Annotated in this window: 14 protein-coding genes; 6 read left to right on the top strand and 8 right to left on the bottom strand. The window is 39.4% G+C overall.

The window, feature by feature from the left end; translation table 11 throughout:
* Positions 1 to 65 precede the first annotated feature (65 nt).
* Together AC0L7T_RS16540 and AC0L7T_RS16545 are read left to right on the top strand one after the other, a co-directional pair.
* The gene (locus AC0L7T_RS16540) at positions 66 to 3,131 is read left to right on the top strand and encodes a SusC/RagA family TonB-linked outer membrane protein (RefSeq protein WP_473336677.1); all 3,066 of its coding nucleotides are present in this window, start codon (positions 66 to 68) and stop codon (positions 3,129 to 3,131) included.
* A gap of 19 nt (positions 3,132 to 3,150) precedes the next feature.
* Entirely contained in the window at positions 3,151 to 4,821 is a 1,671-nt protein-coding gene (locus AC0L7T_RS16545; RefSeq protein WP_473336679.1) for a RagB/SusD family nutrient uptake outer membrane protein, read from the top strand.
* A 257-nt stretch (positions 4,822 to 5,078) separates the two neighbouring features.
* Here AC0L7T_RS16545 and AC0L7T_RS16550 read toward each other — a convergent pair whose 3' ends face one another.
* The 3 genes from AC0L7T_RS16550 to AC0L7T_RS16560 form a co-directional block, all read right to left on the bottom strand.
* Positions 5,079 to 8,357 (bottom strand): VCBS repeat-containing protein, encoded by a 3,279-nt coding sequence (locus tag AC0L7T_RS16550; protein WP_473336681.1) that lies wholly within the window; start codon positions 8,355 to 8,357, stop codon positions 5,079 to 5,081.
* 513 nt (positions 8,358 to 8,870) lie between these two features.
* On the bottom strand, positions 8,871 to 9,452 hold the full coding sequence (locus AC0L7T_RS16555; protein ID WP_473336683.1) for a hypothetical protein: 582 nt from the start codon (positions 9,450 to 9,452) through the stop codon (positions 8,871 to 8,873).
* Between the two features lie 939 nt (positions 9,453 to 10,391).
* Positions 10,392 to 11,984: an aminotransferase class V-fold PLP-dependent enzyme gene (locus tag AC0L7T_RS16560; protein WP_473336685.1), complete on the bottom strand. Its 1,593-nt coding sequence runs from the start codon at positions 11,982 to 11,984 to the stop codon at positions 10,392 to 10,394.
* A 277-nt stretch (positions 11,985 to 12,261) separates the two neighbouring features.
* Between AC0L7T_RS16560 and AC0L7T_RS16565 the strand changes: the two genes are divergently transcribed.
* Positions 12,262 to 12,870 carry a Uma2 family endonuclease gene (locus tag AC0L7T_RS16565; protein WP_473336687.1) on the top strand — a complete coding sequence of 203 codons (609 nt, stop codon included), beginning with the start codon at positions 12,262 to 12,264 and terminating at the stop codon, positions 12,868 to 12,870.
* Between the two features lie 157 nt (positions 12,871 to 13,027).
* Positions 13,028 to 14,893: a heparinase II/III domain-containing protein gene (locus AC0L7T_RS16570; RefSeq protein WP_473336689.1), complete on the top strand. Its 1,866-nt coding sequence runs from the start codon at positions 13,028 to 13,030 to the stop codon at positions 14,891 to 14,893.
* Between the two features lie 72 nt (positions 14,894 to 14,965).
* Here the strand turns inward: AC0L7T_RS16570 and AC0L7T_RS16575 are convergent, their stop codons facing one another.
* The 5 genes from AC0L7T_RS16575 to AC0L7T_RS16595 all read right to left on the bottom strand — a co-directional run bounded on the left by AC0L7T_RS16575 (position 14,966) and on the right by AC0L7T_RS16595 (position 23,661).
* Entirely contained in the window at positions 14,966 to 16,093 is a 1,128-nt protein-coding gene (locus tag AC0L7T_RS16575; RefSeq protein WP_473336691.1) for a hypothetical protein, read from the bottom strand.
* A 16-nt stretch (positions 16,094 to 16,109) separates the two neighbouring features.
* Positions 16,110 to 17,480, bottom strand: coding sequence for an FAD-dependent oxidoreductase (locus AC0L7T_RS16580; protein ID WP_473336692.1), 1,371 nt, complete (start codon positions 17,478 to 17,480; stop codon positions 16,110 to 16,112).
* A 138-nt stretch (positions 17,481 to 17,618) separates the two neighbouring features.
* Complete coding sequence (locus AC0L7T_RS16585; protein WP_473336694.1) at positions 17,619 to 19,067, bottom strand: RagB/SusD family nutrient uptake outer membrane protein; 1,449 nt, start codon at positions 19,065 to 19,067, stop codon at positions 17,619 to 17,621.
* A 42-nt stretch (positions 19,068 to 19,109) separates the two neighbouring features.
* Positions 19,110 to 22,412 (bottom strand): SusC/RagA family TonB-linked outer membrane protein, encoded by a 3,303-nt coding sequence (locus tag AC0L7T_RS16590; protein WP_473336696.1) that lies wholly within the window; start codon positions 22,410 to 22,412, stop codon positions 19,110 to 19,112.
* A gap of 154 nt (positions 22,413 to 22,566) precedes the next feature.
* A complete protein-coding gene (locus AC0L7T_RS16595; protein ID WP_473336698.1) occupies positions 22,567 to 23,661 on the bottom strand; it encodes a FecR family protein in 1,095 nt (364 codons plus the stop codon).
* A gap of 476 nt (positions 23,662 to 24,137) precedes the next feature.
* Here AC0L7T_RS16595 and AC0L7T_RS16600 point away from each other — a divergent pair, with 476 nt between their 5' ends.
* Together AC0L7T_RS16600 and AC0L7T_RS16605 are read left to right on the top strand one after the other, a co-directional pair.
* Positions 24,138 to 24,749 carry an RNA polymerase sigma factor gene (locus tag AC0L7T_RS16600; RefSeq protein WP_473336700.1) on the top strand — a complete coding sequence of 204 codons (612 nt, stop codon included), beginning with the start codon at positions 24,138 to 24,140 and terminating at the stop codon, positions 24,747 to 24,749.
* Positions 24,750 to 24,811: 62 nt separating this feature from the next.
* Positions 24,812 to 25,867 carry a FecR family protein gene (locus tag AC0L7T_RS16605; RefSeq protein ID WP_473336702.1) on the top strand — a complete coding sequence of 352 codons (1,056 nt, stop codon included), beginning with the start codon at positions 24,812 to 24,814 and terminating at the stop codon, positions 25,865 to 25,867.
* The last annotated feature ends 126 nt before the right edge of the window (positions 25,868 to 25,993 follow it).

Here is a 25,993-nt window from a genome sequence, read left to right on the forward strand (position 1 = left end):
AACAATAAGCTTCTATCTATGAATAATTTATCCTAATTCCATTTAATTAACCTAATCCCAAAAAAATGAAACAACACTTACGTAATTATGTAAAACCCATTCTCCAATTGTTTTCAATTGCTGTAATCCTCCAGATAATGACTGTGGATTATCTACATGCGGAAAACAGAAAGGAGAAGGAGACGCGCTTTAAAGAAGTTATCAAAAATTCTTCTTTATTACATGAAAATTTGAATTTTGAGGCAACGGAAGCAACTAAAAACCTTGCAGACAACTTTTTTGAGGTTGCAGATGTGAAAGTTGAAGGCACGGTAACTGATGAAAGTGGAGAACCGATACCTGGTGTGACAATTTCCATTCCAGAAACAGGACTTGGTACCGCCACCGACCTTAGTGGGAAGTATTCTATTACAGTTCCTGAAGGTTCAACCCTCATTTTTTCTTTTATAGGCTTTGAATCGCAGCGCATTGTTGTCAATAATCAGAATAAAATTGATGTAATCTTGCTTGAAGATGTAGCTTCATTGGATGAAGTTGTGGTCGTGGGATATGGGTCTGTCAATAGAGAAAACCTCACCAGTGCGGTGAGTTCATTGAATGAAAAGGATTTTGTTGCCGGTACCGTTTCCCCTTTAATGGCCATTCAGGGAAAAGTTCCGGGATTAAGTATTCAGTCCACCAATGGCGCTGATCCAAACTCAGAAATCTCTATTCAATTGCGTGGGGTTAATTCCGTAAATGCTTCTCAAGGACCACTAATTGTTATAGATGGGGTGCCAGGCGGAAATATCAATTCTGTGGTAAAGGAGGACATTGCCTCCATAGAAGTTTTGCGTGATGCCTCTGGCGCTGCAATTTACGGAACGAGAGCCTCTGGCGGAGTAATTCTTATTACCACCAAATCTGCTAAGTCGGGAGAACTAACGGTTAGTTATACTGGGGAAATGTTTGCAGAAACTGTACGCCGTTACAATGAGCCATTGGGAAGAGATCGTTTCCTTGAAGAAGGTCTAGGCAATGATCTTGGCCACAATACGGATTGGTTTGACGAGGTCACCAATGATGTTCCGTTAAGTTATAGGAATGTACTTAGCTTCAGCGGAGGAGTAGAAAATGCTAGAATTCGGGCAACAATCAGTAATAGAAATGCTACAGGATTGGCTATAGGTTCAGACAGAGATGACACACAAGCAAGGATAAATACCGATTTTATAATGTTTGACGGTTTTTTAAAAATTACAAATAACCTGTCTTACAATAAAAGAAAGTCCAATTTCTCGAACAATGATATTTTTAGGATGGCTTTGCAGTTGAATCCCACTGAAAGCCCATATGACGCTACTATGCCACATGGGCTTAATGTGTGGACAGGAGGCTATGACTGGTATAATCCTGTAGCTGATATTAAATTAAGGACAGATAAATCCGATTATACTTATCTCCTAAACACCACCTCCTTCCTATTTAATATTACCGATAATATTGCCCTGACTGCTAGATATTCCATAAACAATCACAATTATTATGGAACCTACTGGAGATCAGCCCAACATAAAACCTCATTGGATGAGGGAGTAGCTGGATATGCCAGTCATCAATATGGGGAATTTAATGACAATACATTTGAAACGTTTGTCACTTATGACAAAACCTTTGATCTTCATACAATTAACGCGGTAGGGGGTTATAGTTTCCAAGAATTTAATGGACAAGGTTTTACGGCAAACAATTCTGATTTTGCTGTGGATGGAATAGAAGAGCATGATCTGGGTACAGGTCGGTTCTTGTCTGAAGGAAGAGCCGGCTTAGGTTCTTTTAAAAACCCCAGGGTAAGGTTGATGGCCTTCTTTGGCAGGGTGAACTACAGCTGGAACAATAGGTATTTGATTACTGCAAGTTTGAGAAGAGAAGGTTCTTCAAAATTTGCCAAAGGCAATAGATGGGGCAACTTTACAGCACTTTCAGTGGGTTGGAATATTCACAACGAACCCTTTATGCTAACGCAAAATTTGTTCACCAATCTAAAACTTAGAGGTGGCTTCGGAGAAACAGGTAATGAAGGATTTGCACCGGGTGTGGCAACCAGAATGTATGGCCCGGATACCTGGTGGCTGATGAATGGTGAATGGAGAAGAACCTATGGAGTATCCCATAACCAAAATACAGACCTAAGATGGGAAACAAAAAAGGAATACAATCTGGGTGTCGACTTTGCTATTCTTGAAGGAAATATTTCAGGTAGGTTTGATGTCTTTAAAAGAGATGTAAACGACTTGATATATGACATTTCTGTCCCACAACCTCCAGCTATTCACGACAAAACCACAATGAATGTAGGTATTTTAAGAAATACAGGCTGGGAAGCTGAAGTCACCTGGAATGCTATCGACAAAACCAATTTCAATTATACAACTACCTTAATTGGTTCTTCTTATAAAAGTGAACTGGTAAGCCTTTGGGGGAATCAGACCTTTTGGGATAGAAAAGGTTTTCCAGCACCGGGTAGCCCAGGTAATGCTGTAAGACTTTTCCCAGGTGAGCCTATAGGTCGCTTCTTCGTATGGGAGCATGCTGGATTTACAGAAGATGGGAACTGGATGCTAAGAGGAGACGATGGAGAAGTATTTGATGTGACTGAAAGAACAAAAACCAACCAGGACAAAAAGTTCATAGGCAATGCGATTCCTAAACTAATCATAGCCTGGAACAATCAATTCACTGTAGGGAAATTTGATATCAATGCTTATTTCAGAGGATGGACAGGACATGATATATTTAACATGCCTAATTTCTATTATGGAATCCCATTGGAGTCCAGGAATGTTTTGGTAGAAAATTATGATGAGCAAAAACATATCACTGGTGAAAAAGAGTTGAGTGATTATTGGATTGAAGATGGTGATTTCTTGAAGCTAGATGTATTGTCATTGGGCTATACTTTTGATGTGAAAGGAAACAAATACGTGAAAGGGCTTCGTATTTATGCCACAGGGCAAAACTTATTCGTCCTTACAAATTATACAGGTTTAAATCCAGAGGTAAATATAAATGGCCTGGACCCAGGGTTTGAAGAGAGGGCAACCTATCCACAAACGCGAACTTTTATGTTTGGTGTACAAGCGAATTTTTAAACCCAAAAAAATTAAGATCATGAAATTGACAAAATATATATTAATACTCTTTACTGTCATTATAACAAGCTGTTCTCTGGATGAGGTTTGGTATGACAGGGTAGTACCAGAAACCTTCTTTAAAACGGAAGGAGATGTATTGGCAGCACTTTATAGGCCTTTCACCCATGCAAGATGGTACTTAACCGGAGACCGATGGGTGGCACAGGAATTTTCAGCAGATCAGTTTGCCCGTTCAACAAAAGGACGTCATTGGTACGATGGAGGGCGTTATGCCCGATATCAGCATCATGAATGGACCCCAGATGAATCCCAATTATTTGGCACCTGGAGAGGAACATTGCAAGGCGTAGCTTTGGCATTAGATGTAAAGCAAGACTTGGGTAAATTAGATTACCAGGCACTTGCACTTTCTGAAGAAGATAAAGCTGCCCACCTCGGTCAGTTAGATGCCTTGATCGCATTCTTCTACTTAAGAGGGCTTGATTTCTACGGTGGCCTTCCAATTTTCACAAGTCTAGAACAGGAAAATGTTCCTAGAAGCAGCGACAAAGAAACTTTTGATCACATAGAAACTTTGTTAAAACAAGCCCTTATTGACTTATCTGTAAAAGAAGATGGCGCACCTCAGGAAGGGGCAATCACCAAAGGGGCAGCAGCAGTGATGCTGGCAAGATTATACTTTAATGCAGAAGCCTACATTGGAGAGCCCATGTACGATGAAGCAGCGGTAATCTCTAAAGCAATCATTAATAATGAATATGGTAACTATGGTCTGGATACAGATTGGAAAGGGCCTCACGATTTTGAAAATGACCAATCACCTGAGATTATTTGGTCCATCCCTTCAGAATTTAACCGACTAGAGTATACCCACTACGGTCATATGTACCATTATAATTCCCGGGTATATTTTGATGTAGATTTGGGTTCTAACAATGGAACCCATTTACAGCCATCAAGAAGACCTGATGGAACCTTATACTCTGAGGATTTTAAGTTGGGCTCTCCTTACGAAAAATTCGAAGATACTGACCTTAGAAAGAAGCCATTTAAATATTTTGGCTCTGGCAGTTACGAAGGGATGTTTTTAGTAGGTCCACAAATTTCTCCAATAAATGGTGACCAAGTTATAGGTAATGAAGAGTACAACGGACAACCACTGGAATTTGTAGATCAGGTTGCAAGATTTTCGGAATTGGGATCAACTTACTCAACTATTGAAGATCTTCCATCCAATATTGGCGCAGGTGAAGAAAATACCGGTATCCGTTTGGTGAAAATCCCTGTCCCATCCAGCCAGGACCTGACTTTGAGATGGGCTGCAGATCATCCAGTTTTTAGATTGGCCGAAGTTTACTTAATGCTTGCTGAGTGCGAGTTAAGATTAGGAAATGCTTCTGAAGCAGCAACCTTAATAAATAATGTAAGAACGAGGGCTTTTGAAGGAGGCAATGATTCCAATCCTGCAACTGCTGGGAATTTGGACTTATACCGAATGGCAGATGAATGGGGAATTGAATTTCTGGGAGAAGGCAGAAGAAGAACTGACTTAATCAGGTTAGGGTTTTTCACCACAGAAAAATGGTGGGACCACACCCCTTCTAATTCAAGCCATTTAAATCGCTTCCCTGTGCCTACTTCAGCACTTTCGGCGAGTAACGTTCTGGAACAAAACCCTGGCTATTGATTTTAATTTAAAGACAATTGTTGGGCTTCTTGTAAAGGAATCCAAAATGGATAAATAATAAATCCGGCATCGAGACATTGGTCTGAGGTGCCGGATTTTTTTCTTTAGCTTCTTTTGAAGGGAGGTAATTGTTAATTGTTTTTAAAGTATAAACTTCATTAATCTATTACCGTTGCCTGAGACTGTTGGGCATCCGAACTACCGGTGCCTGAGCCTGTCGAAGGCAGAGGTAAGGCAGTAGACCAATTATATCTAGGCTATTTTTGGATTTGATTTGCCTGTCTTAGTATATAGAAATCTGGTTTTTCATTGTTGAATGTTACCATGAGATAGTAGGCACCTTTGATATTAATTATGTCTAAACCCCTTACAGCTTTTTGGCTAAAATTTAAACCAAGCTGGTTTCCTTCTATTATTTTTCCTTCGGAAGTAATTATATTTCCTGAAAGACTTCCAAGGCGTCCATGATATGGGGACACACCAAAATAATTCCCACCTGCCATGACTTCTTCCTTTCCATCTCCATCAAAATCGAATTTTAAAAAGGCCGTCAAAGGAGCTACCTGTAAAGAGGCATCAAAAGCTTCAAAAGTAAACTTACCCCCAGCATTCAATAGGTATCCGGATGCCAGATTATTTACTGTCAAAAGGGTGGCATTTTCCAACTGCTCTTCGTCAAATAGCTCCTCCAAGGGTTTGCCAGCGAAATCTTTATACGAAGTAAACTTTCTTTTAAGAAAACGCATTTGGTTGCTCAGTTCATCCAGTCCTGCAACTGTATAGTATTCGCCGTCCTTTTCATAGGCTACAATTGTTTCTGTATTTCCATTTTCATCAAAATCCGCATAATACATCTTCAATGGGAAATCTTCTTTCGAAGTAAATTTGCTGTTAAGCCCCCAATTCCCCAATAAATAATCCAGTTCACCATCCCCATTGATATCAAACGGAATGATGGATTGCCATAAACCTGTTAACTTTTGATCAACCATTTCTTCGGTAATGTCTTTTAAAATTCCTTCATGATTTTTAAAAAACTTGGGAGTCATCCACTCCCCCACTACGATTAGATCAACCCACCCATCACCATCAAAATCTGTCCAGACAGCATCTGTAACCATCCCTACATTTTCCAGTGTTTTGTTATCAACAATCTCAAACGAGCCGTTTTTATTGTTCAGGAGATAAGATTTTGGAAGCTGTCCAAAATCATTTGCAACAGCCCCACTACCTACAAAGAGGTCTATATTTCCATCTTTGTTATAATCATGCGCTTTTACTACAGCACCATTCTCAAAATAAGGAGGAAGGGCCTGTTTTTTAAAACCCTTGTCTTCATTGATAAACAGCCTATCCAACAAAGCCTCATTTTGTTCAGAAAGCTCACCACCTGAGGAGACAATGAATAGGTCTTTTTTACCGTCATTATTCAGGTCTTCTATTATTGCCGAGACATCTTCACGAAGAGAATCTTTGGCAATTGAATCGATTTGTTTCTCAATAAATCCATTATCAGTTTGAAGAAAAACCTTTGCAGGCTGCGATTTCGCTCCTCCAAAGAAAATATCATCGCTACCATTGCCATCAAGGTCTTTGACCACAACTGCAGGTCCACGATCAGAAGTTTTATAGGGAATAAGCCGTTGGTGATTGAAATCTATAAACCTGTTTTCTTGGTGTTTATAATCCAATCCCGATAAAGTCCCGACTTTTTGGAACCAAGTTTTGGATTTGGGGAAGATTTCTAAATAATCTACCTTTTGGCGGTTTTCTGATGGGCTCAGCTCCAGTGTTTGATTCACTGTTATGTCGTATTTTTTTTCAATTGTATTGTCTGGCCATATCACCAGCATAGAATCTACTTGTTGAATATTGCCGTAACCAAAATGGATCAAAGGTTCTGAAGAGGATTGAAAACCTCTTGAAGTAAACAACTGTTTCATTTGCATCTTACCCTGATGCCAAGTCATCACTTTGGTGCCAATCCCAAAAGTATTTGGAGCAATGAAATCTACCTTGATTTTTAAATAAGCTGAATTTCCATCCAAATTGTTCTGGTACAAGGTTGCTGGTTCATTGAGATTGTTGGTAACCAGATCCAAATCTCCATCATTGTCCAGATCTGCCCATGCAGCTCCTGTTGATAAATTTGGGTAATCAGAAATCCAGTTGCCAGACTGATCTGAATACTGTAGGTTTTCTTCCCCTTTAAAAATATAGTTCTTTACTTTCCCTGAAGGCATTTTATTTAACGCTTCCTGATCTAAACGGTTTGAAGCGTTGAATTTTTGTTCTACTTCTTCGCTAGATATATAATTGATGTAATCATGGTCATTGGGTCTTCGCGAAATCCCTGTAGAAATGAATAAATCCTGCTTTCCATCCAAATCAAAATCTGCAAATAGAGGACTCCAACTCCAATCAGTAGCTGAGATACCACTGTACAAAGCGACTTCCTGAAAGTATTCTCCACCACGGTTAATTTGCAACATATTACGCGCGTATTGGGGATGATAATTGAGGCGTTCTATTTTCAGGTCATGCGTATAAATGGGATCATCACTCATTGATGATTTGAGCACCTTTTCATCTTCAGGTAGCATATCCAAGGTGATAATATCTACAAAGCCATCTTGGTTGATGTCCACAGCGTCATTCCCCATAGAAAACCTGCTTACCTGGCTGAATTTATCCTTCAGTTGCTCGGTAAAAGTCCCGTCTCCATTGTTGATATAGTAATAATCGTCTTCATGAAAATCGTTGCTTATATAAAGATCAGTAAATCCATCATTGTTAAAATCCGCAGTTGCCAACCCAAGTCCATAGCCATTGGCCCCACCAAAAATTCCTGCTTCCTGACTTACATCAATGAATTTCCCACCTTCATTTCTTAGCAACTTATCACCACTTTCCTCAGTGCGCTTATGTCTTATCGCCGCCGGACCATAAGAATTATCAGTATGTACAGAATGGTTTAACAAGTACATGTCCAGGTCTCCATCATTGTCATAATCAAAAAAAGAAGCCATTGTAGAATAATTTTGAAAATCCAAACCGAATTCCTCCCCTTTTTCGCTGAAAGTGAGGTCACCATTGTTTATAAACAATTCATTCTTACCCTTCAACCCGTGGATTCCTACTACTGCACAAACATAAATATCAAGATTTCCGTCACCATTAACATCGGCCAGTGTTACGCCAGTATTCCAATCAGAAAAACCAGCAACTACAGCATTTTCCGTGATGTCCTCGAATTCCATATTCCCTTTGTTTAAAAATAATTTATTGGGAACTTGATTTCCGGTGAAAAATACATCCTGGAGACCATCATTGTTGAGATCCCCTATAGCTACTCCTCCCCCATTGTAGAAATAGAGATAATAGAGAATACTCAGGTTATTGGTTTCTTTTAATTCATTGGTGAAATCCAAGTGTGAAACAGTCGGGTCAATGGATCTAAACAGGTAATTTTCATCCTTCACTTCTGAGCATCCAAAAAGAATAAAAAATGTGAGCGCAACAACACTTATTTTCATTTTTCTAAAGTATAAATGATTAATTACTAATTTAGTCATTTGAAGTTTGACATAAAAAAATTAAGTGTATTTATGGGCGACGTTTTAAACAATAAAACAAAAGTTTATTTGTTGAATAAGTTTAGAAGATTCATCGCTTAAATATAGCACTTGAAATGACCCGTCTGTCGGGCTGGCACAAGCCCTACCTATTGTGGTCACCTGAAGTAGCTTAAGGATCACAAAAAGTCCTTCTTAAGCCTTGGGATGACGATTTTTTCATGGGGAAAATTCGTTGAAATTATCAGAGAAAAGTTGCAAAATCATCCAGCGTACGCTTTACCTACCGTAGACTGGGTGTAGCATTTTTCTACATCCCCTGGTATTCATTATGAAACGAGTTCACAGGCATTTGCAATGCCGGACAAGCCAGAAAGAACATCAAACTTTGTCCACCATTGTTTGCTAACTTTCCCTATAGGAAACTGAGGGACAGAAGGAGGCCAAACTTTGTATTCAACCAGATTACTTTGCTTAAAAACTCTTCCCGAAACTTATCCCGGCAAAAATCGGGTTAAATAAAAAATTATTTCCTTCTAATATAGGAAGCTCGAATACCGGAGTATAAGCAACCCTAAAGAAGTATCCCCCTTCAGGTTTCTGGTACCTGTATCCCAATCTTAATGGTATAAATGCATTCAAATACACTTTATCACTACTTCTTAAAAAATCTGGATGCCTTCTAACAGTTACTGATAAATGGGGAGTTATTCCTGTGCCTATTTCCAAGTGATGTTTGGACTTGCCAAGTAAAGCTGAAAATTCCAATGGTACCGAAGGAAGCCAATAGATAGTTTTTGATGTATTGTAAGGCTGCGCTGATGTATTGTGGCGCCACAGCGAAAAACCAGCCCTACCCGACAGCTTTAACATACCTTTTTGATAAAAAATACGATCATAATTTAAGCTATACCAACCTGCATTTCCACCTACCTCAAGATAAACTGCATTTTTGGCGGATACCGCTTCGGATTCGATTTGGGAGTTTCCGTCTAAGCCTAAAGTAAGTACGAACAAAAAGGTCCCAATTAATGATAATTTAATTTTAGGTAACATTCTTAATGAATTTATTGTTGAAACGCAATCAATATGTTTTTTGCCATAAAACCATGATTTTTCATCTATTCAGTTAATTATCAATAGAAAAAAACTTTCCAGGATTTATCCATTGTATTTGTAAAATTGCTTCATAGTGAGTCAGTTAGTAAACGTAAAATACAATCCTAAGATATAACTAAAAAATAAATTTAACAAATGGATCAACTATCTTTTTAGCCAATTTGTGAATTTATTAGGATCATATATTAATATTAAATTTATTAGGATATATGTTTCGAAAACAGAAATGACCGGTCCTGCCGGGTAGGTACAAGCCATACCTATTGTGGTCACCTGAACTTACCTAAGATTCACCAAAAGTCCTCCCTAAGCCTTGGAATGAGGATTTTTTCATAGGGAAATTCGTTGAAAATATCAGGAAGAAGTTGCGAAATCATCCAGCGTACGCTTTACCTACCGTAGACTGGGTGTAGCATTTTTCTACATCCCTTGGAATCCATTGTGAAACGAGTTCACAGGCATTTGCAATGCGGGACAAGCCAGAAAGAACATCAAGCTTTGTCCACCATTGTTCGCTGACTTCCCCTATAAGAGATGAGGGTCAGGAGGAAGCCAATAGATTGTTTTTGATGTATTGTAAGGGTGCCCAGATTTATTGTAGCAACAGAGCGAAAAGTGAATGCAACCATATTGGACCATTAAGTCCATTGCTATACTCTGAATGGGGATTAACTCCATGATTATTATGGGTATTGAAAGCTACAAAACCTGGGAAAATATATAATCCTTTTATATCCATTATCTTTTTAGCTAAATTCGTCTGGGTATTGGGTGCTACTTTGACTCTTATCCTTCAGAAACAGCAACAATCATTTTTCAATTTTTTTCATTCACTGGATCAAATTCTTTTAACCATTTGTTAGGAAACTACTGGGTTTAATAGTGTCTGCGTTTCGCCTTCCATTCTGCCCTGCCGTATTCACCCAAACTCAATATACCGTCCATATTATCGTTACTAACTACACCTGTAAATTGGAAATTAAGGCGTACTCCTTGGCTAGTATAGGAACTTCGAATCAAAATATCATTGCCATGAAGCGTACCTGTTAGCTCACGAGGTCCGAAACTAGCATGGTGGGTACCAAAAATTTCATTTCCTTTTTGTTCAAACATGAAAGTTTGGTTCACAATGCTTGCGACGAATTGTATCTCTAGGTCCCAAAGGCCACTTAAGTTAAATGCAGCAGGACCACTAGGCTTTTGCATCTGAGGTGGATTGGAAAGAAACTCATAAACGCTTTTGGCAATTACCTTCTCCTCGCCTGCCGTAAGTTGGGAGGGGTTAATCCGTATGTTAGGCTCCATATTTGGAGGGAAAGGAAGGTAACTCCCAGCACCGCTGACAGCAATTCGGGGATTGTTTTCCCACAAAAGTTCTTCAATATCTTCTCCTGTGAGTGGAATTAAAGAAATATCCCATTTTACATGAAGAGAAGGTGATCGATTAGATCTTCCTTTTGGGAGAATAATCTCTGTCTTCACCCCAGGAACCTGCTCCAAACGATGGGAGATGTAATTGGCCCAAGAAATCCACATCCTCCACTCTTCGGCATGATCCCGTTTTTTCCACATTTCTACCGCTGTCAGCATCCCCATTATCTCCTCACGACCCACCTTAAACCCACGTCCAAAGCCGTGGTGGGGCGCACTAGTGATCCAAGAAGCTTGGACAAAATCTTTGCGTCCAATAAGCAGGCCAGCACATTGTGGACCTCGCAAATATTTACCTCCACTATAGGCAACCATATCCGCCCCTTGGGTTATATGTGGATTCGGGACTTCTAGTCCTTCAGCCGCTGCATCCACAAGGATTGGCACTTTAAGTGGCTTGGCAAGAGCAGCGATTATTTTCAGCGAGAGAGGCCCGTCCTCAGATGCACCACTGGCCATAACCATAATCATAGCTGTTCGGGGACCCAAGGCAGCTTTTAATTCTTCGGGGCTATTCACCTCTACCATTCTCACTCCCACCGCCTTTGCTGCAGCATCATAGGCCGATCGAGAATAAGAAGGAATAATCACTTCATCCTTCATTCCATCCAGATTGGGGATTTGCCAAATCTTATCAGGGTCGCCTCCTGTCACACAACCGGCTGTCGCAATAGATATTGCAGCGGATGCACCTGAAGACACCACGCCCCATTCCGCCCCTGTTATATCTGCTAGGCGAAGCCCTACTCCATTCATCAGTTCATCAATTTGAACAAAGTCCTTCACCGCTTCGTCCATCGCGACCTGTACTTCCGGCAGGACCCTAGTTGCACCAACGACAGTAACAGTGCCCCGGGCATTAATCAGTGGGCGTACTCCTATCGAGTCATATATGCTTTTGCCAAGAGCCTTTTTACTTTGGGACAGAGTAGTGGTAGGCATTGACCTGGCACTATTTGTACCCAAAAGTGCTCCTAAAAACAGACTGCCAAATGGCAGGCTTGATAAAATATTTATTACTTTTCTTCTGCTAATCATGATGAATCTTTTTCAAAATAAAAGGTAATAGGATATCGTTAGAACTTAAATTTAATCCTAACTAAAGAATAGGTTAGCATTGATATTTTAGGGAGATGTAACCCAATGAACACTTCACTTAATCACTAAAACCCTAACGGTTAGATCATTTTACCGATGGTATTCAACTGCAAGGTCAATTCCACGAACATAGATAATACCACAAAATAACATGAGTATTTCAGCTTTTCAAATCTCTTTTAATCTTAAGTAGGGCTAAAATCAGTATATTTAAAGTATGGAAGTTAAAAAACCGGATAATGTCAAAGAACCGGATTTGGATTACGGCAACTATTCCTATGCCGATTACCTTACATGGCCTATGGAGGAAGTGGTCGAACTGATCAAAGGTAGGGTTTTTAAAAAAGCTGCGGCCACACCGAAAAGGATTCATCAAAAGGTGTCGGGAGAGCTTTTTCTCAGAATTGGCAATTTTCTGAAAGGTAAAAATTGCCAGGTTTATTCCGCTCCCTTCGATGTGCGTTTTCCAAAAACATCCAAAGAAGATCATCAAATCCACGATGTGGTTCAGCCAGATATCTGTGTGATTTGTGATCGAGAAAAATTGGATGACCGGGGCTGCATTGGAGCACCAGACTTGATTGTGGAAATTCTTTTTCCCAGCAACAGTAAAACCGAATTGAAGCATAAGTTTAAGCTTTATGAGTCCAATGGAGTCCGGGAATATTGGATCATACATGCTGAAACCCAGGATTTGTTAATCTATAGTCTTACTAACGGAAAATACGTCCCCTCCCTTTTGCTTACCTCCGGAGATGTGGCAGAGTCAAAGGTGATCCAAGGGTTTAAACTGGATTTGGAGGAGTTTTTTGGGGATATCGAATAGTATTTAAAATCAATAGTAAGGTGAGGCTATCCGTTCAATCTTATTAAAGTTTATATGATTCCTTTCTGGGTAAGGAATCTTTCTTGAATTATACAACTATTTAAGCATAACTGTCTTGAAATATTTACATCAATTGTTGTTTATAACAAGCCTTCTTATGGTAACATTAAGGAGCGACCTGGCTTATGCTCAGCTGTCACAAAACAATGCTAATCAATCGTATCAACTTAATAACCCTATATCGGTACCGTATCTGAAAAAGAATCTTCAGAAAGCCCAACCTAGATTAGTTTTAAATCAAACAACTGAAAAAAGGCTAAGAGAAAAGCTTCAATCCGATCCTTTTATTCAGCATATTTTTCAAGCGATCAAGTACAATGCTGAATCGGTATTGGCTATGGATTTAATTACGGTTGAAATTCCTGATAATCCCCGATCACAAAAAAACCAACTCCGTATTTCTAGAGATTTCCTCTATCGAATCAATATATTGGGAATGGTCTATTTAGTTGAAAAGGATCCGGAAATTTTGCAAAGGTTAAATGAAGAAGTACTTGCTGCTTGTAATTTCCCTACTTGGAACCCAAAGCATTTTCTCGATGTCGGTGAAATGTCGTTGGCTATTGCCTTGGCGATAGATTGGACCGCAGGAAAATTACCCAAATCTACCATCTCTTTGGCGAAGGAGTCTTTAATAGAAAAGGGAATTATGCCCAGCTGGCCTGAAAATGGAGAGACCCCTAAATGGGTCAATGGAACCAATAACTGGAATCAAGTTTGCAATGCAGGTATGATTGCAGCATCCATTGCTATTGCAGAAGAAAACCCAGCATTGGCAGCAAAAACGATAAAAAGGTCAATCGCAGGTATGAACCATGCGCTTGAAGAATATGCACCGGATGGTGCTTATCCTGAAGGTCCAACTTATTGGGGTTATGGTACTATGTTTTCAGTAGTGACTGCGGCCATGCTTGAGAGTGCATTTGGAACAGATTTTGGAATAGGTTCCTATCCGGGCTTTAAAGAGAGTGCTAATTTCGGCCTTTTAACCGCAGCCCCTTCCAAACTCTTATACAATTATGCTGATAGTCCAGCAATACCAGAGCTCTATACCGATTTCACCTTAAGTTGGTTTGCCTCCAAAACAGGAGATAAAAACTATTTGAACCATGAAAGATTCATTCAAACACCTGAGGAGATAGGGAAAATCTCACGTCTGGCAGGAGCCGGTTTGGTTTGGACGGCACAATTTGAAGAAAAGGAATCAGGATTTATTCCAAGTGCATGGAAGGGTGAAGGAGCAAACCCTCTTGTGATTTTCACTGGGCAGGGGGATAATAAAGAAGGATTTTATTTTGGAGGAAAAGGAGGTCGAGGTTCGATAAGCCATGGAAATATGGATGCCGGCTCTTTCATTTTTGAATTGGGCGGCGTTCGATGGGTAATTGATCCGGGCAACCAAAGCTATGGGTTATTGGCAAGGGCCGGATTTGATTTATGGAATAGTTGTCAGGAATGTGACCGATGGAAATTACTTACCAAGAATAATTTTGGACATAGTACCATCTCAGTGGATAATAAGCGACATGTGGTAGATGGTTTGGCTACCATTGTTGACTTTAAAGGAGGAGAAAACCCCGAAGCCACTTTTGACCTTACACCGACATTTGCAGGACAACTCAAAAGCGCTAGAAGAAAATTTACAAAAGATAGCCCCAAATCAATTGTAATCGAAGACCAAATAGAAACCAACGATGCTACAAAATTGATCACTTGGCAACTTATGACGCAGGCCAATATTGAGCTTGTAGATGGTGGAGCTGTTTTGACTCAGGACGGGAAAAGCCTCAGATTAGAAAAATTGTCACATCCAGAGATTAGCTTGTCCGTCATCTCTCTGTATCCAGCTCCACTCGAATTGGATAGGCACATTGAAAATCTAAAAAGAATTGAGTTAAGGGTTCCTGCTTGGACATTAAAGAATAATAAAGTGGAAATAAAAGTGCGCTTATATGGGGAATAGCGTGAATACAGAATACTCAGCTTATTGGTTTCTTTTTACTCATTGAGAAAATTCAAATGTGAAATGATAATGCTATGGTTTCGGAACGTTTTTTAAAAACTGCTTTGCTTTTTGGGCCAAATAGTTGTTATCCGAATTACTCAACAAACGAACTTTTTCCAGACTGGCAGCATCGTACATTTTCTGATATTGATATACCTCTAGGAGTAACACAATTAAAGGAACCTCTAAATCAAGGATAGCCTCATTGAAAAATGCAGTTGTTTCCGGATAAACAATTGGCGCATCCTTGAACAATTCCAAAATCCATTTCTTTCTCCCGCTGTCCATTTGTGGAAATAGTGCAATTAGATTTGATTGGAAGGATTCGGTAGCTAAATTTTGAGGGCTAATGGTTTGAATGGCTTTTTCTGAAAGACTAAACTCACTGCTTTTTATAAAATCAAAAACCAATGGGCTTATCTCTGGATATAGATCAAGCTTTCCTTCCAATTGCTCCAAGGTCCACAATACATCTGAAAGGTTTTCACTTGCTAGCAAAAGACCGATATAATCGGAATCAAAACTCCCAATAGTCCATTGCTTAATAAGCCCGCTGGTAGGACCATAGATCAAGTGATATAATTTATAGGTCGTGTAGGCTGCACCTTCTACCACATAGTCGAGAATAAATTTAGAAGTAGCACTGGATACTCCATCGATTTCTTCATCCACGTATTGGCTTTGAGAATTTGCGCCTTTGGAGCCTTCCATCACAATCTCATTGTAGGAATAACCTCCAAGGGGAAGAAAGGGGTCTGCTAACAAAGCATTCAGCCTAAGGTACTCTTCTTCTGTAAATGGTTCGTGGTCATGTTTACTGAGGTACTCTTCTTCAGGCAATTCAAAACCAAGATACCTGCCTGTAGGATTCCAATAAAGAATAACATCCAGCAACCTGCATTTGTCATCAAAGCAAACACTTGTCACTACATTCCGTGAAAAAAATACTGGAGCACCTTTATCTGACAAATGACCATAAAGCGTATCTATTGAAATCTCTTCTTCGAAATCAATAAGTCTCTTTTCTACTTCAACCGCTTCTATGGTCAAAGTCTTGTCATTGATAAATTGTATGGTTCCCGTATTGGAAACGGGAACCATACCAATTAAGAACACGGCAATAATTAATAAAAAATGTTCCTTAATAGTTTTGTTCATTGAACCATTTGAATAATTAAGCTTTGCCAGTCGGAACAATGGCACCATGATTTCTTAAAAGTTGTCTCACTTCATCCAAAGGAACATCAGCGGGAGACACATTTCGTTGGCAAGCAATCACTGCTGTAGCTCCGGCAACCTGTCCCATCGCCATGCTGGACCCTTGGACTCTTAGAGCAGAATTGGCTAGCCTATCGCTAGACAAACACCTGCCTGCTACCATAAAGTTTGTGCTGTTTTTAGGAATCAATGCCCTCAAGGGTATGCTAGCAACTACTCCTTCACTCAATTGTTTTGGGCTTACACCATGTTCAATTATATGCAAATCTATCGGATAGTAAGAATAGGAAAGTGAATCTTTATACTTTTTTCCTGAAGTATAATCCTCGTGCGTGATTTTATACAAACCATCAATCCTATAGGTTTCCCTGATACCGATTTCTGTTCGCATGTCTTCTATCACTATGTTTTCACAGCCTGGCAATCTTTTCAAAAACTTCAGATGCTTTAACAGTGATCCTCTCGCATGTATATTAGCGGCCGTATGTGATTCGGAAGTTGTAGAGTCTGCTCCTCTGATATGTTGAATATTATCCCCTTTGGAACTTAAAAGGCGAACAATATTTCCTCGAAACTCCTCCCTTATCAACTCTCCGCTGTTTATCGCTGCTTCATATTCCTTTTTGATCATCTCCAAATCCAAGGCTTTCATGTCATATCCACCCAATCTAAAGATAAGCGTTCCAGGTTGTGTTTCAGCTTCTTTCAACAAGTCAAACCCTGCAATATTTGCAGCAATTGCATTTCCTGAGCAATCGATAATTTGCTTGCATTTTATTTTGGTAGTAATACCTTTACCTACGGTCTCCATTTCCCAGAATCCATTCTTGAATTCTATTTTCGTAGGCGTTTCATAATAGCGTAAATCAACCCCAGCTTCTACACATTTTTGCTCTAGAATTACAGAAAACAAAAGACCATTTAGTCTCACCTGATGTTCCCAATGTTGCCGTCCATGAGGAATCGAAAAATTGGGTAGCGTATCTCCATTTAGTTCTACTGCTTCTTGTACATTTTCCCAACCGATACCACTAATTATTTGCTTTCCCCAGGCAAAGAATATTCCCGGAAATGCCACTCCTGCGGTAGTAGTAGTACCACCTAATTGGCTAACACACTCAATAAGGGTTACTTTTTTACCAGCTCTTCCAACCTGAATCGCTGCCACTGCACCAGCTGTACCTCCTCCTACTACTACAACGTCCGTTGTAATGTTTTTTTGAACAACCTTATAGGGTTCCTTTAAAACATCCCCTTTGGCAAAGGGAGAAGCCGCCACACCCAGGGAAAGTGTTCCCATCGCGGCGATCATATCTCTTCTTTTCATAATCCTTTTTTTTATTAAACCCGAACCATGCAACTGCTATATTATTAATAAGTGTAATGGATTCCTGAGAAATTCATTCACTTGCTAATTAAGTAGCAACTGCATCATTCGGGTTAATTAATTAATTTACTGTAAGAATTAGTATCCTGGGTTTTGATCTGTATCAGGATCTATCGCACCGTTAAAGTTTAACTCTGACAATGGTATTGGCCATAAATAATGTGCCTCCGCTATGGTTAAACCTTTGTTTTTCGTTAGCATTTCTTGTGCTCTTCCTGTTCTTTTTAAATCCAACCAACGCTTTCCTTCGAAGATAAACTCGTAAGCCCTTTCTTGTAATAAGGCATCAAGGAATTCTGTGATTTCACCTGAAGAGAAAGTATAATCAACCTCCGAAGGTGAATCAATTGCTACACCATAAGCTCTTCTTTTTATTTTATTCAATGCTTCTAAAGCTTCATGCGTTACAGCATTGGCATTTCTAACTGAAGTTTCTGCAAATATTAGAAGAACTTCTGCATACCTGTAAATGGGTAAATCATTTCCGCCATCACTCCTTCCAACGGCATCAAGCTCCATGTATTTATTGCTTACCAATGTATTTGGGCCCAAACCAAAATCCACCTTGTCCCAAAGTTCTTTTCTTAAATCTCCATCCTCCCAATTGATATAAAATGGATTAGAAGCGTCGCTATAATGCGCATAGGCACCTCCAAAATTAAAATAACCTGTGCTTGGATGGTTCAATATGAATAACATGAAGTTCCCCTGTCCTATCTCTCTGGAATATTTAAAATAAAACACCTCTTCTGTGGTTGTAACCAAATCAGCACCGAAAAGATCAGTACGAATGTCATTGGCCTCTTCTATAGCTACCAATGAATAATCATTTGAATCAATAACTTCCTTGCTTTTTGCCATCGCCAGGTCATAATTTCCCATAAACATATGGACATCAGCAAGCAAAGTTTTAGCAGCATTGGCCGTAGGTCTTCCGATTAGATCGGCCGTAGCATTTAGATGCATTTCAGCATATTCAAGATCTGACAAGATCAATTCATATACTTCAGATTCAGAACTTCTAGGCAAATCAATTTCCAACATGTTTTCTTCTGTTCTCAGAGGAACACCAGACCAGTTTCTTACCAGATCAAAATAACTCAAAGCTCTTAAAAACTTAGCTTCGGCGATATAATAATTTACATCTTCCTGACTAATATTATTGCCATTAGGCGCATTGAAAATGACCAGATTCGCATTTCTTATGGCCTGATAGAAAGAATTCCACCTTGACCCTGCTGTATTGATATTGGTAGCATTAAGCCCGGCAAAATCATTGTATTGTGCCCGACTTCCTCTACCATATCCCCAGTCTGTATGTGCATCTAATATCGCGATTTGCTCTGCTCTGGTTGAACGCAAAGGAGAATAAATAGCGTTCACTGCGGTCTCGACTTCTTCTGCAGTATTGTAAAAATTTTCTACTGCAACAGTTTTAGGTTGTTCTAGCAATAATTCCTCACAACTTGTGAACATTAGGAGGAATACTGGAAGAATATATAATTGAATGGTTTTTATCCTTTTCATTTTATTTCACTTTAGGTTGAATACTCGTTTTCATTTTCCGGTTTAAAAACCCAATCTTATACCCATAGTGAGGGATTTTGGAATAGGATAACTGTAATGGTCTATTCCAAGTTGAGTACCAGCACCTCTTGAGTTTACTTCAGGATCCCACCAGGAGTAACCAGTCAAAGTGATGAAATTTTGAGCACTCACATAAACTTGTGCACTATTAAGTGATTTTTTAGACAGGAAGGTTGCAGGTAAATTGTAGGCCAACTGAATATTTTTAAACCTTAGGTAAGATCCATCCTCGATAAACCTATCCGATACCCTAACAGCCGTATTTCTGCTGATCAAGGGGTATTTAGCATCCGTATTATCAGGTGTCCAGTGATCGTACAATACTTCTTTTGGCATGTTCATTCCTTGCCCAAAATCCATCGTGCTAGTAATAGAACTTACATTAAAAATATCATTTCCAAAGGATCCCTGTAGAAAGAAACTAAACTCAAAGTTTTTATAATTCATGCTGGAATTAAACCCGTAGATAAAATCAGGGTTAGGATCTCCAATATAGGTTTTATCATTGTCATTGATGATGCCATTGTCATCTTGATCCACGAAATTGATGTTTCCACTTTCATCATAACCATCTTCCTGGTAGCCCCAAAACTGACCGATAGGCCTTCCTTCTCTTAAAATGGTAACATTGTCTCCAACTACCAATACACTAACATATGCGCCTAAAATATCTTCGCCGTTGTGTAAGCTTATCACCTTGTTTTTGTTAAAGGCCACATTGCCAAAAACATCCCATTTAAAGTCACCAGTCAAAATTTTGGCATCTAAACTCAACTCCACTCCTTTATTTTGAACCTTACCAACATTTTGAATTGTAGTTGTAAAGCCAAGGGAACTTGGAAGTCTTACCGTATTAAGCAAGTCACGCGTGTTCTTAATGTAATAATCCGCATTAAAAATGATTCTATCCTCTAGAAAGCCAAAATCCAAGCCAAGGTCAATTTGTTCTGTAGTTTCCCATTTCAAATTGCCAGGTAGTACTGTACTGGGTGCAAAAGTGTTGTGAAGACTATTCTGAAAGACTGTATTTCCCGGACTTAGTTGGTTTAAGGTTGCATAGGGAGAAATTGCCTGACTACCTGTAAGTCCCCAACTTGTTCTAATCTTTAAATCTGAAAGCCAGCTACTGTTTTCAACAAAGGATTCTTTGAATACCCGATAAGCAAAGGCACCTGAAGGGAAGAAACCCCATTTATTGCCTGGACTATACTTGGAAGAGCCATCAGTCCTAAAACTAGCAGTGAATAAAAATCGATCATCAAACGTATAATTGACCCTACTTAGATAGGAAATCAATACTGAATTTGAATACCCGCTACTTGGAATCCCAGGAGTTCCTGCTGCCTGGATGCTATAGGTTTCAAAAGCATCACTTAAGAATCCTACGCCACTTCCACTAAGATAAGTATCAGTAAAATCTTGATAAGTAAATCCAAGAAGCGCATTTAATTGGTGTTTGCTCCCGATAGTTTTATCATAGCTAAGGGTGTTTTCACTTAGAAGACTCCTAAACTGACCTGTGTTCACACTTGCCCTTCCAGCAGAGTTAAAGAAATTTCTAGAAGTGTAGGCATCAGTTCTGTCATCTCTGTTTTCTATACCTCCTGAAATTTTCAATGTCAGGTCTGGAATAGGTTTATAAACAAACGCCATATTGGTCAAGACAATATTGGCCTTCACAATACTCATTTGTTCATTGAGAAAATTTAGCGGATTGACAATATCAGGAGCGATAAAGGGATACTCATTGCCCAAGACATTGTAACTGCCATCTTCATTATAAGGTTGAGAGATAGGCGCAGCAGACAATGCAGCACCAATCATTGAATTTCCACGTGAACCTCCACCACTGTCTCTTCTTTCTGTTTTTAGGTGGGTAAGGTTACTTGTGAAAAGCAAGGAAACTTTGTCATTTATCGAATGGTTGATATTTGCTCTAAGGGAGTACCTGTCGTAATCACTTCCCTTAATAATTCCATCCTGACCAAAAAAGCTTCCAGAAATGGAATATTTGGTTTTGGCAGTTCCTCCACTGACATTTAAGGAAGTGGACAATATTGGAGCTTCTGTGAAAATCAAATTTTGCCAATCAAACCCCTGACCAAAACCTGCTACTTCCTGTTCCGTAAAGTATAAAGGAATATTGTCATTCGCCGCCTGGATATTTTGAATCTCAGCATATTCACTTCCATTCATTAAATCCAAGGTATTGCGAATGGATTGGATGCTATAACTCGTTTCAAAATCCACTTTGGAAGTACCCTCTTTTCCCTGCTTGGTGGTAATCAAAACAACACCATTGGCTCCTCTGGAACCATATATGGCAGTAGCAGAGGCATCTTTTAGCACTTCAATACTTTCTATATCGAAGTTATTCAAATTTGTAGGGTTCCCTGAAAATGGAAAACCATCCACTACATATAGCGGTTCATTGCCTCCCTGAATGGAATTCGTACCACGAATCCTAACACTTATACCGGCACCTGGAGCACCACTGTTTTGAATGATCTGAACGCCTGCAGCTCTACCTGAAATGGCTTGCATCACATTGGATGTGGGAAAAGCATTGATTTCATCTGCTTTCACACTGGAAACTGAACCTGTCAAATCACTCTTTTTAACTGTTCCATAACCTATAACGACGACCTCATCGAGAGCTGTATCGTCAAGCTCCATGTTGATGTTAAATTGGGTTTGATTGCCAATTTTTAAGCTTTTGGATTTATAACCAATGAAAGAAACCACCAATGTGGCGCCTTCTTCAACTTGAATAGAGAAATTTCCATCTAAATCTGTAACCGTACCTTTCGTCGTGTTTGCAATGGTCACCGTTGCTCCTGGCAATGGATCACCATTTTCATCTGTGACAGTTCCGTTTACCTCAACTTGCTCGTAGATCGCATCAACAACAGTCCTTTGATGACCTGCTTTCTTTACATGAATGTTGTCATTCACTTGCTTGAAACTTAGGTCTGTTTGTGCAGCTATGGCTGCCAGTAGATGGTAAAGGCTTTCTCCTTTACTATCAACGTTGATTAATTGCGCGTTTTTGATCTCCCTTGAAGCAAATACGAAATTGTATTCCGTTAGCTTTTCAAGGCGTTTAAAGGCTTCTTCAACCTTCACTTCTTTGAGGGAAAGGTATATTGGCACTTCCTCTATGCTTTTCACCTGGGCATTGCCATTGAAGGCCATTAGGAAACTCATGCTCAAACACTGGATAGTGAAGGCTATTGTAAATAATTTGGTCATGTAGATAACATGCTTAAGTAGTCGTTTATTCATATCTTTACATTGTTTGTTTGGCTAATCGTTTAAATAAACATTTTCGGAAAGAGGATTGCAGTCCTTTTTTCGATTTCATTGAAGGTCATAAATGGTAACACATTTATGGCCTTTTTTAATTTATGTACTTGAGGCTTTACATAGGCATACTCTTCTAGTTGAATTTTAAAGTAACTTTATCTTTTTCCAATTTGTAATCAAATCTGGCTGAATGACTTAGTCCTACCAATACATTTTTCAGACTCTGGTCATTGAACTTTCCTGAGATTTCCAAATCGACTGACGGTCTGTTAATAAAAGTAATTTTTACTCCGTACCAATTTTCAAGTACCCTCTTGATCTCAAACATAGACACCTTATCAAAAACGATGGTCTTTCTTGTCCATGCCAATATTTGGTCTTGATCAAAGGATACATTCTTAATACTTTCACTGCTTAAATCTATCTGAAGTCCTTCTCCTTCAGTAAGGTTAATTCGTTGTTCCTTAATAAGGTCAATATCAACAGCCACCTTGCCCGTCAATAAAGCAATGTCCAAAGGCTCGTTTTTATAGGAAGAGATAAGGAAAGTTGTACCAAGAGCTGTGGTAGTTACCGCACCAGTTTTCACACTAAAGGGTCTGGTTTTGTCTTCTGCTACTTCAAAATAGGCTTCACCAGTAAGTTCCAAAATGCGCTGATTGCTTTCGAAATTATTAATGTATTTTAAAGTGCTTCCGGAATTAAGGATGACTTTGGAACCATCTTGCAGGGTAAGGTTGGCTTTTACTCCCGGAGGAGCGTAATGTTCAAGCATTTCCACTTTCTCCACAACCTCTGGAGTTTTTTCATTAGGAAGATAAATATTGGCCATAATAGCCATTGAGAATACAATGGCTAAAATCCCTACTAAACGGTAAAATTGGGGAATGATCCTTTTGCCTTCAGCCTTTTTGGCTCTAAAGCGAAGAATTGTACTAACAGCGTTTAATGGAACAGGGCTTTTGGGCTTCTCCTTGACCACTGTATTGCCTATTGCTTGCTCAATATTACCCCACGTTTCTTCAATTTTAGTAGGTGATATTTCAAAGGACCTCCTTGACATGTTTAACACCAATCTCATGGCCAAAGCAATGTCCTCCTCCTTTTTGGGGTTTTCATGCAGGTATTTTTCCCAATAATTTTTCGTTTGGGCATCAGGAGAAAGCACCCATTTTTGGAATTCTGGATCCAGTACAAAGTCGGCTATTTTATAATCTCGCTTACACATACCAAGGGGTTTCATTTAAAGGAGACAGGAACCTCCAAAAGTTATCCTTCATTCCCGAAAAAAAATATTTATTTTTTCGCAATAACGCATACAATACTCTGGGCAGGCCCTTAAGGCATTTAAATAATTTCAACAGATACTTCTTTTGCAATTCCTTGTACGCTTTTCCTATTCTCAATTAGTTGACTTATTCTGACAATGAGGTTCTCAGGCATAGCCTACAGATAAAAAAACACGCTTTCCAAGAGAGGTTATCTTTTTTTGTTAAGGAAATGAAAAATAAACTAACTGATTATCAGAAATTTATAAAAATTAGTGAAAAGATTTTTAAATATAGAGGTTACATATATGTTTTATTCTACTTTATACTTCAAAACCCATATAGTATATTGTTATCTTGTACGCGTATATAGGTTTTCATTCGAATAAGTTTTTCATATCTTATGATGATGGTCAACTAAAAAGTATAACCCAAAATGCCTGCAAAGAGAATCTCTACGGCCTACTTAACCAAGGAAGAGCCAAATCCTTCCCTCACCTGTTCACCTTTTTCTTCGGATACTGCTGCCTGGGATGCGTTCAGGCAGGGAAATGAATCCGCTTTCATCTTTATTTACGAAAAGTATTTTGAGTTATTATATGCCTATGGATTCAGCATTGTTGCAGATCCAAATTTGGTAAAAGATGCCTTACAGGACTTATTTGTGGAGCTTAGGGAAAGAAGAATACACCTTGGCCACACGGATGCCGTAAAGTTTTACCTCTTCAAATGTCTGAAAAGAAGACTTATCAAAGAATTGGCCAAATGGCCTGGTAAAAGAGAATCGCTTGAAGCCTTGCCTTTGGGTTTCCAGTTTACCCTTTCTTATGAAGCCCAACTGATAGACCGTCAATTGAGTGATGAGAAAATTACAAAGTTGAATGTTGCAGTTGCCGGGCTGAGTCCCAGGCAAAAGGAAATTATCTATTACAGTTTCTATGAGGGATTTACATACAGACAGATTCAGGATATGATGGGGCTTGAAAGTCAACAGGCCACCAGAAACCTGATGTATAAGGCCATTCGATACCTTAGAAAATGTATTTAGCCCACTTCTGTTCGTCAATAATTATCTAAAAGAAAGACAAAGCACCAATTATTCAATTATCTGTGAAAACATTGAACAATATAGAAGACTTTTTAACCCACCCGGAGTTTGTACGATGGGTAAAGCAACCTGACAAGGAGCTGGATTCCTATTGGGACCAGTGGCGTAGGGCGAATCCGGAGCAATTGCATAACATGCGATTGGCAAGGGAGATGCTGCTTAGAACCTCATTTAAACCTACCCTTTCACCGGCGGGATTAAAGCAGGAGGTGCTTCAGGAAGTGCTTAGGCAACGGAAAAAAAAGGGTAAACTACCAATAGCCGATGAAAAAGAGAAAAAAAAACGAGGGTATCGGTATTTGTGGAACGGCCTGGGGCAAATGAACAGAGTAGCTGCAATTCTCCTATTGACCTTGGGTATGGCAGCGTTATTTGGCCCCATTACCAAAGTAAATTCTTTAGTGGAAGAGAAGTTGGAGGAAGCTACCACTGTGATAAAGCGTACAGGTCCGGGTGAGAAATTGCAATTGACCTTAGGGGATGGAACCAAGGTATGGTTAAATTCCTCTAGCCAAGTAGAGTTTCCACAAAAATTCTCAAGTGGTGAGCGGTTCATTCATTTGATGGGAGAGGCTTATTTTGAGGTGGAAAGGGATAGTTTACGGCCATTTAAAGTGAATACAGATGGCCTGACGACTACCGTTCTAGGCACCAGTTTTAACATCAACACCAAAGTCCCTGGGAAAATCAAGGTGTCACTTGTGAGTGGAAAAGTAGAAGTATCCTCCTCCAAGACCCAAACACCCTTGTCACCGGGTGAAATGCTGGATTATGATGGTTCCAATGGAACCCATACTATTGGTTTATTCGACCCTGCCAAAGTATTGGCATGGAAAGAGGGGATTTTGCAATTCCATAAAGCCACTTTGCCTCAAGTAAAGGCAGCACTTGAAGAATGGTATGGGGCTAACATCAAGTTACAAAATGCCAATGGGGTTACCTGGGAGTTTACGGGGACCTACCCTCAACAAACTCTTGAGGAAGTACTGGAAAGCATGTCCTATATCAAGGGCTTTGATTATCAGATTAAGGGCAAGGAAGCAATTATTAAATTCTGATCACATGAAATACCCCGATACTTCATAAAAAAGCCGTAGAGAAGCGAGCTCCTCTACGGCAACAAAAGCAACCTGTCCACGGCAATCATTGGGGAATGCACCGTGGCAGGCTGGGCTTACCAAAAT

The sequence above is a fragment of the Cyclobacterium sp. 10D3-21 genome (assembly GCF_055809755.1).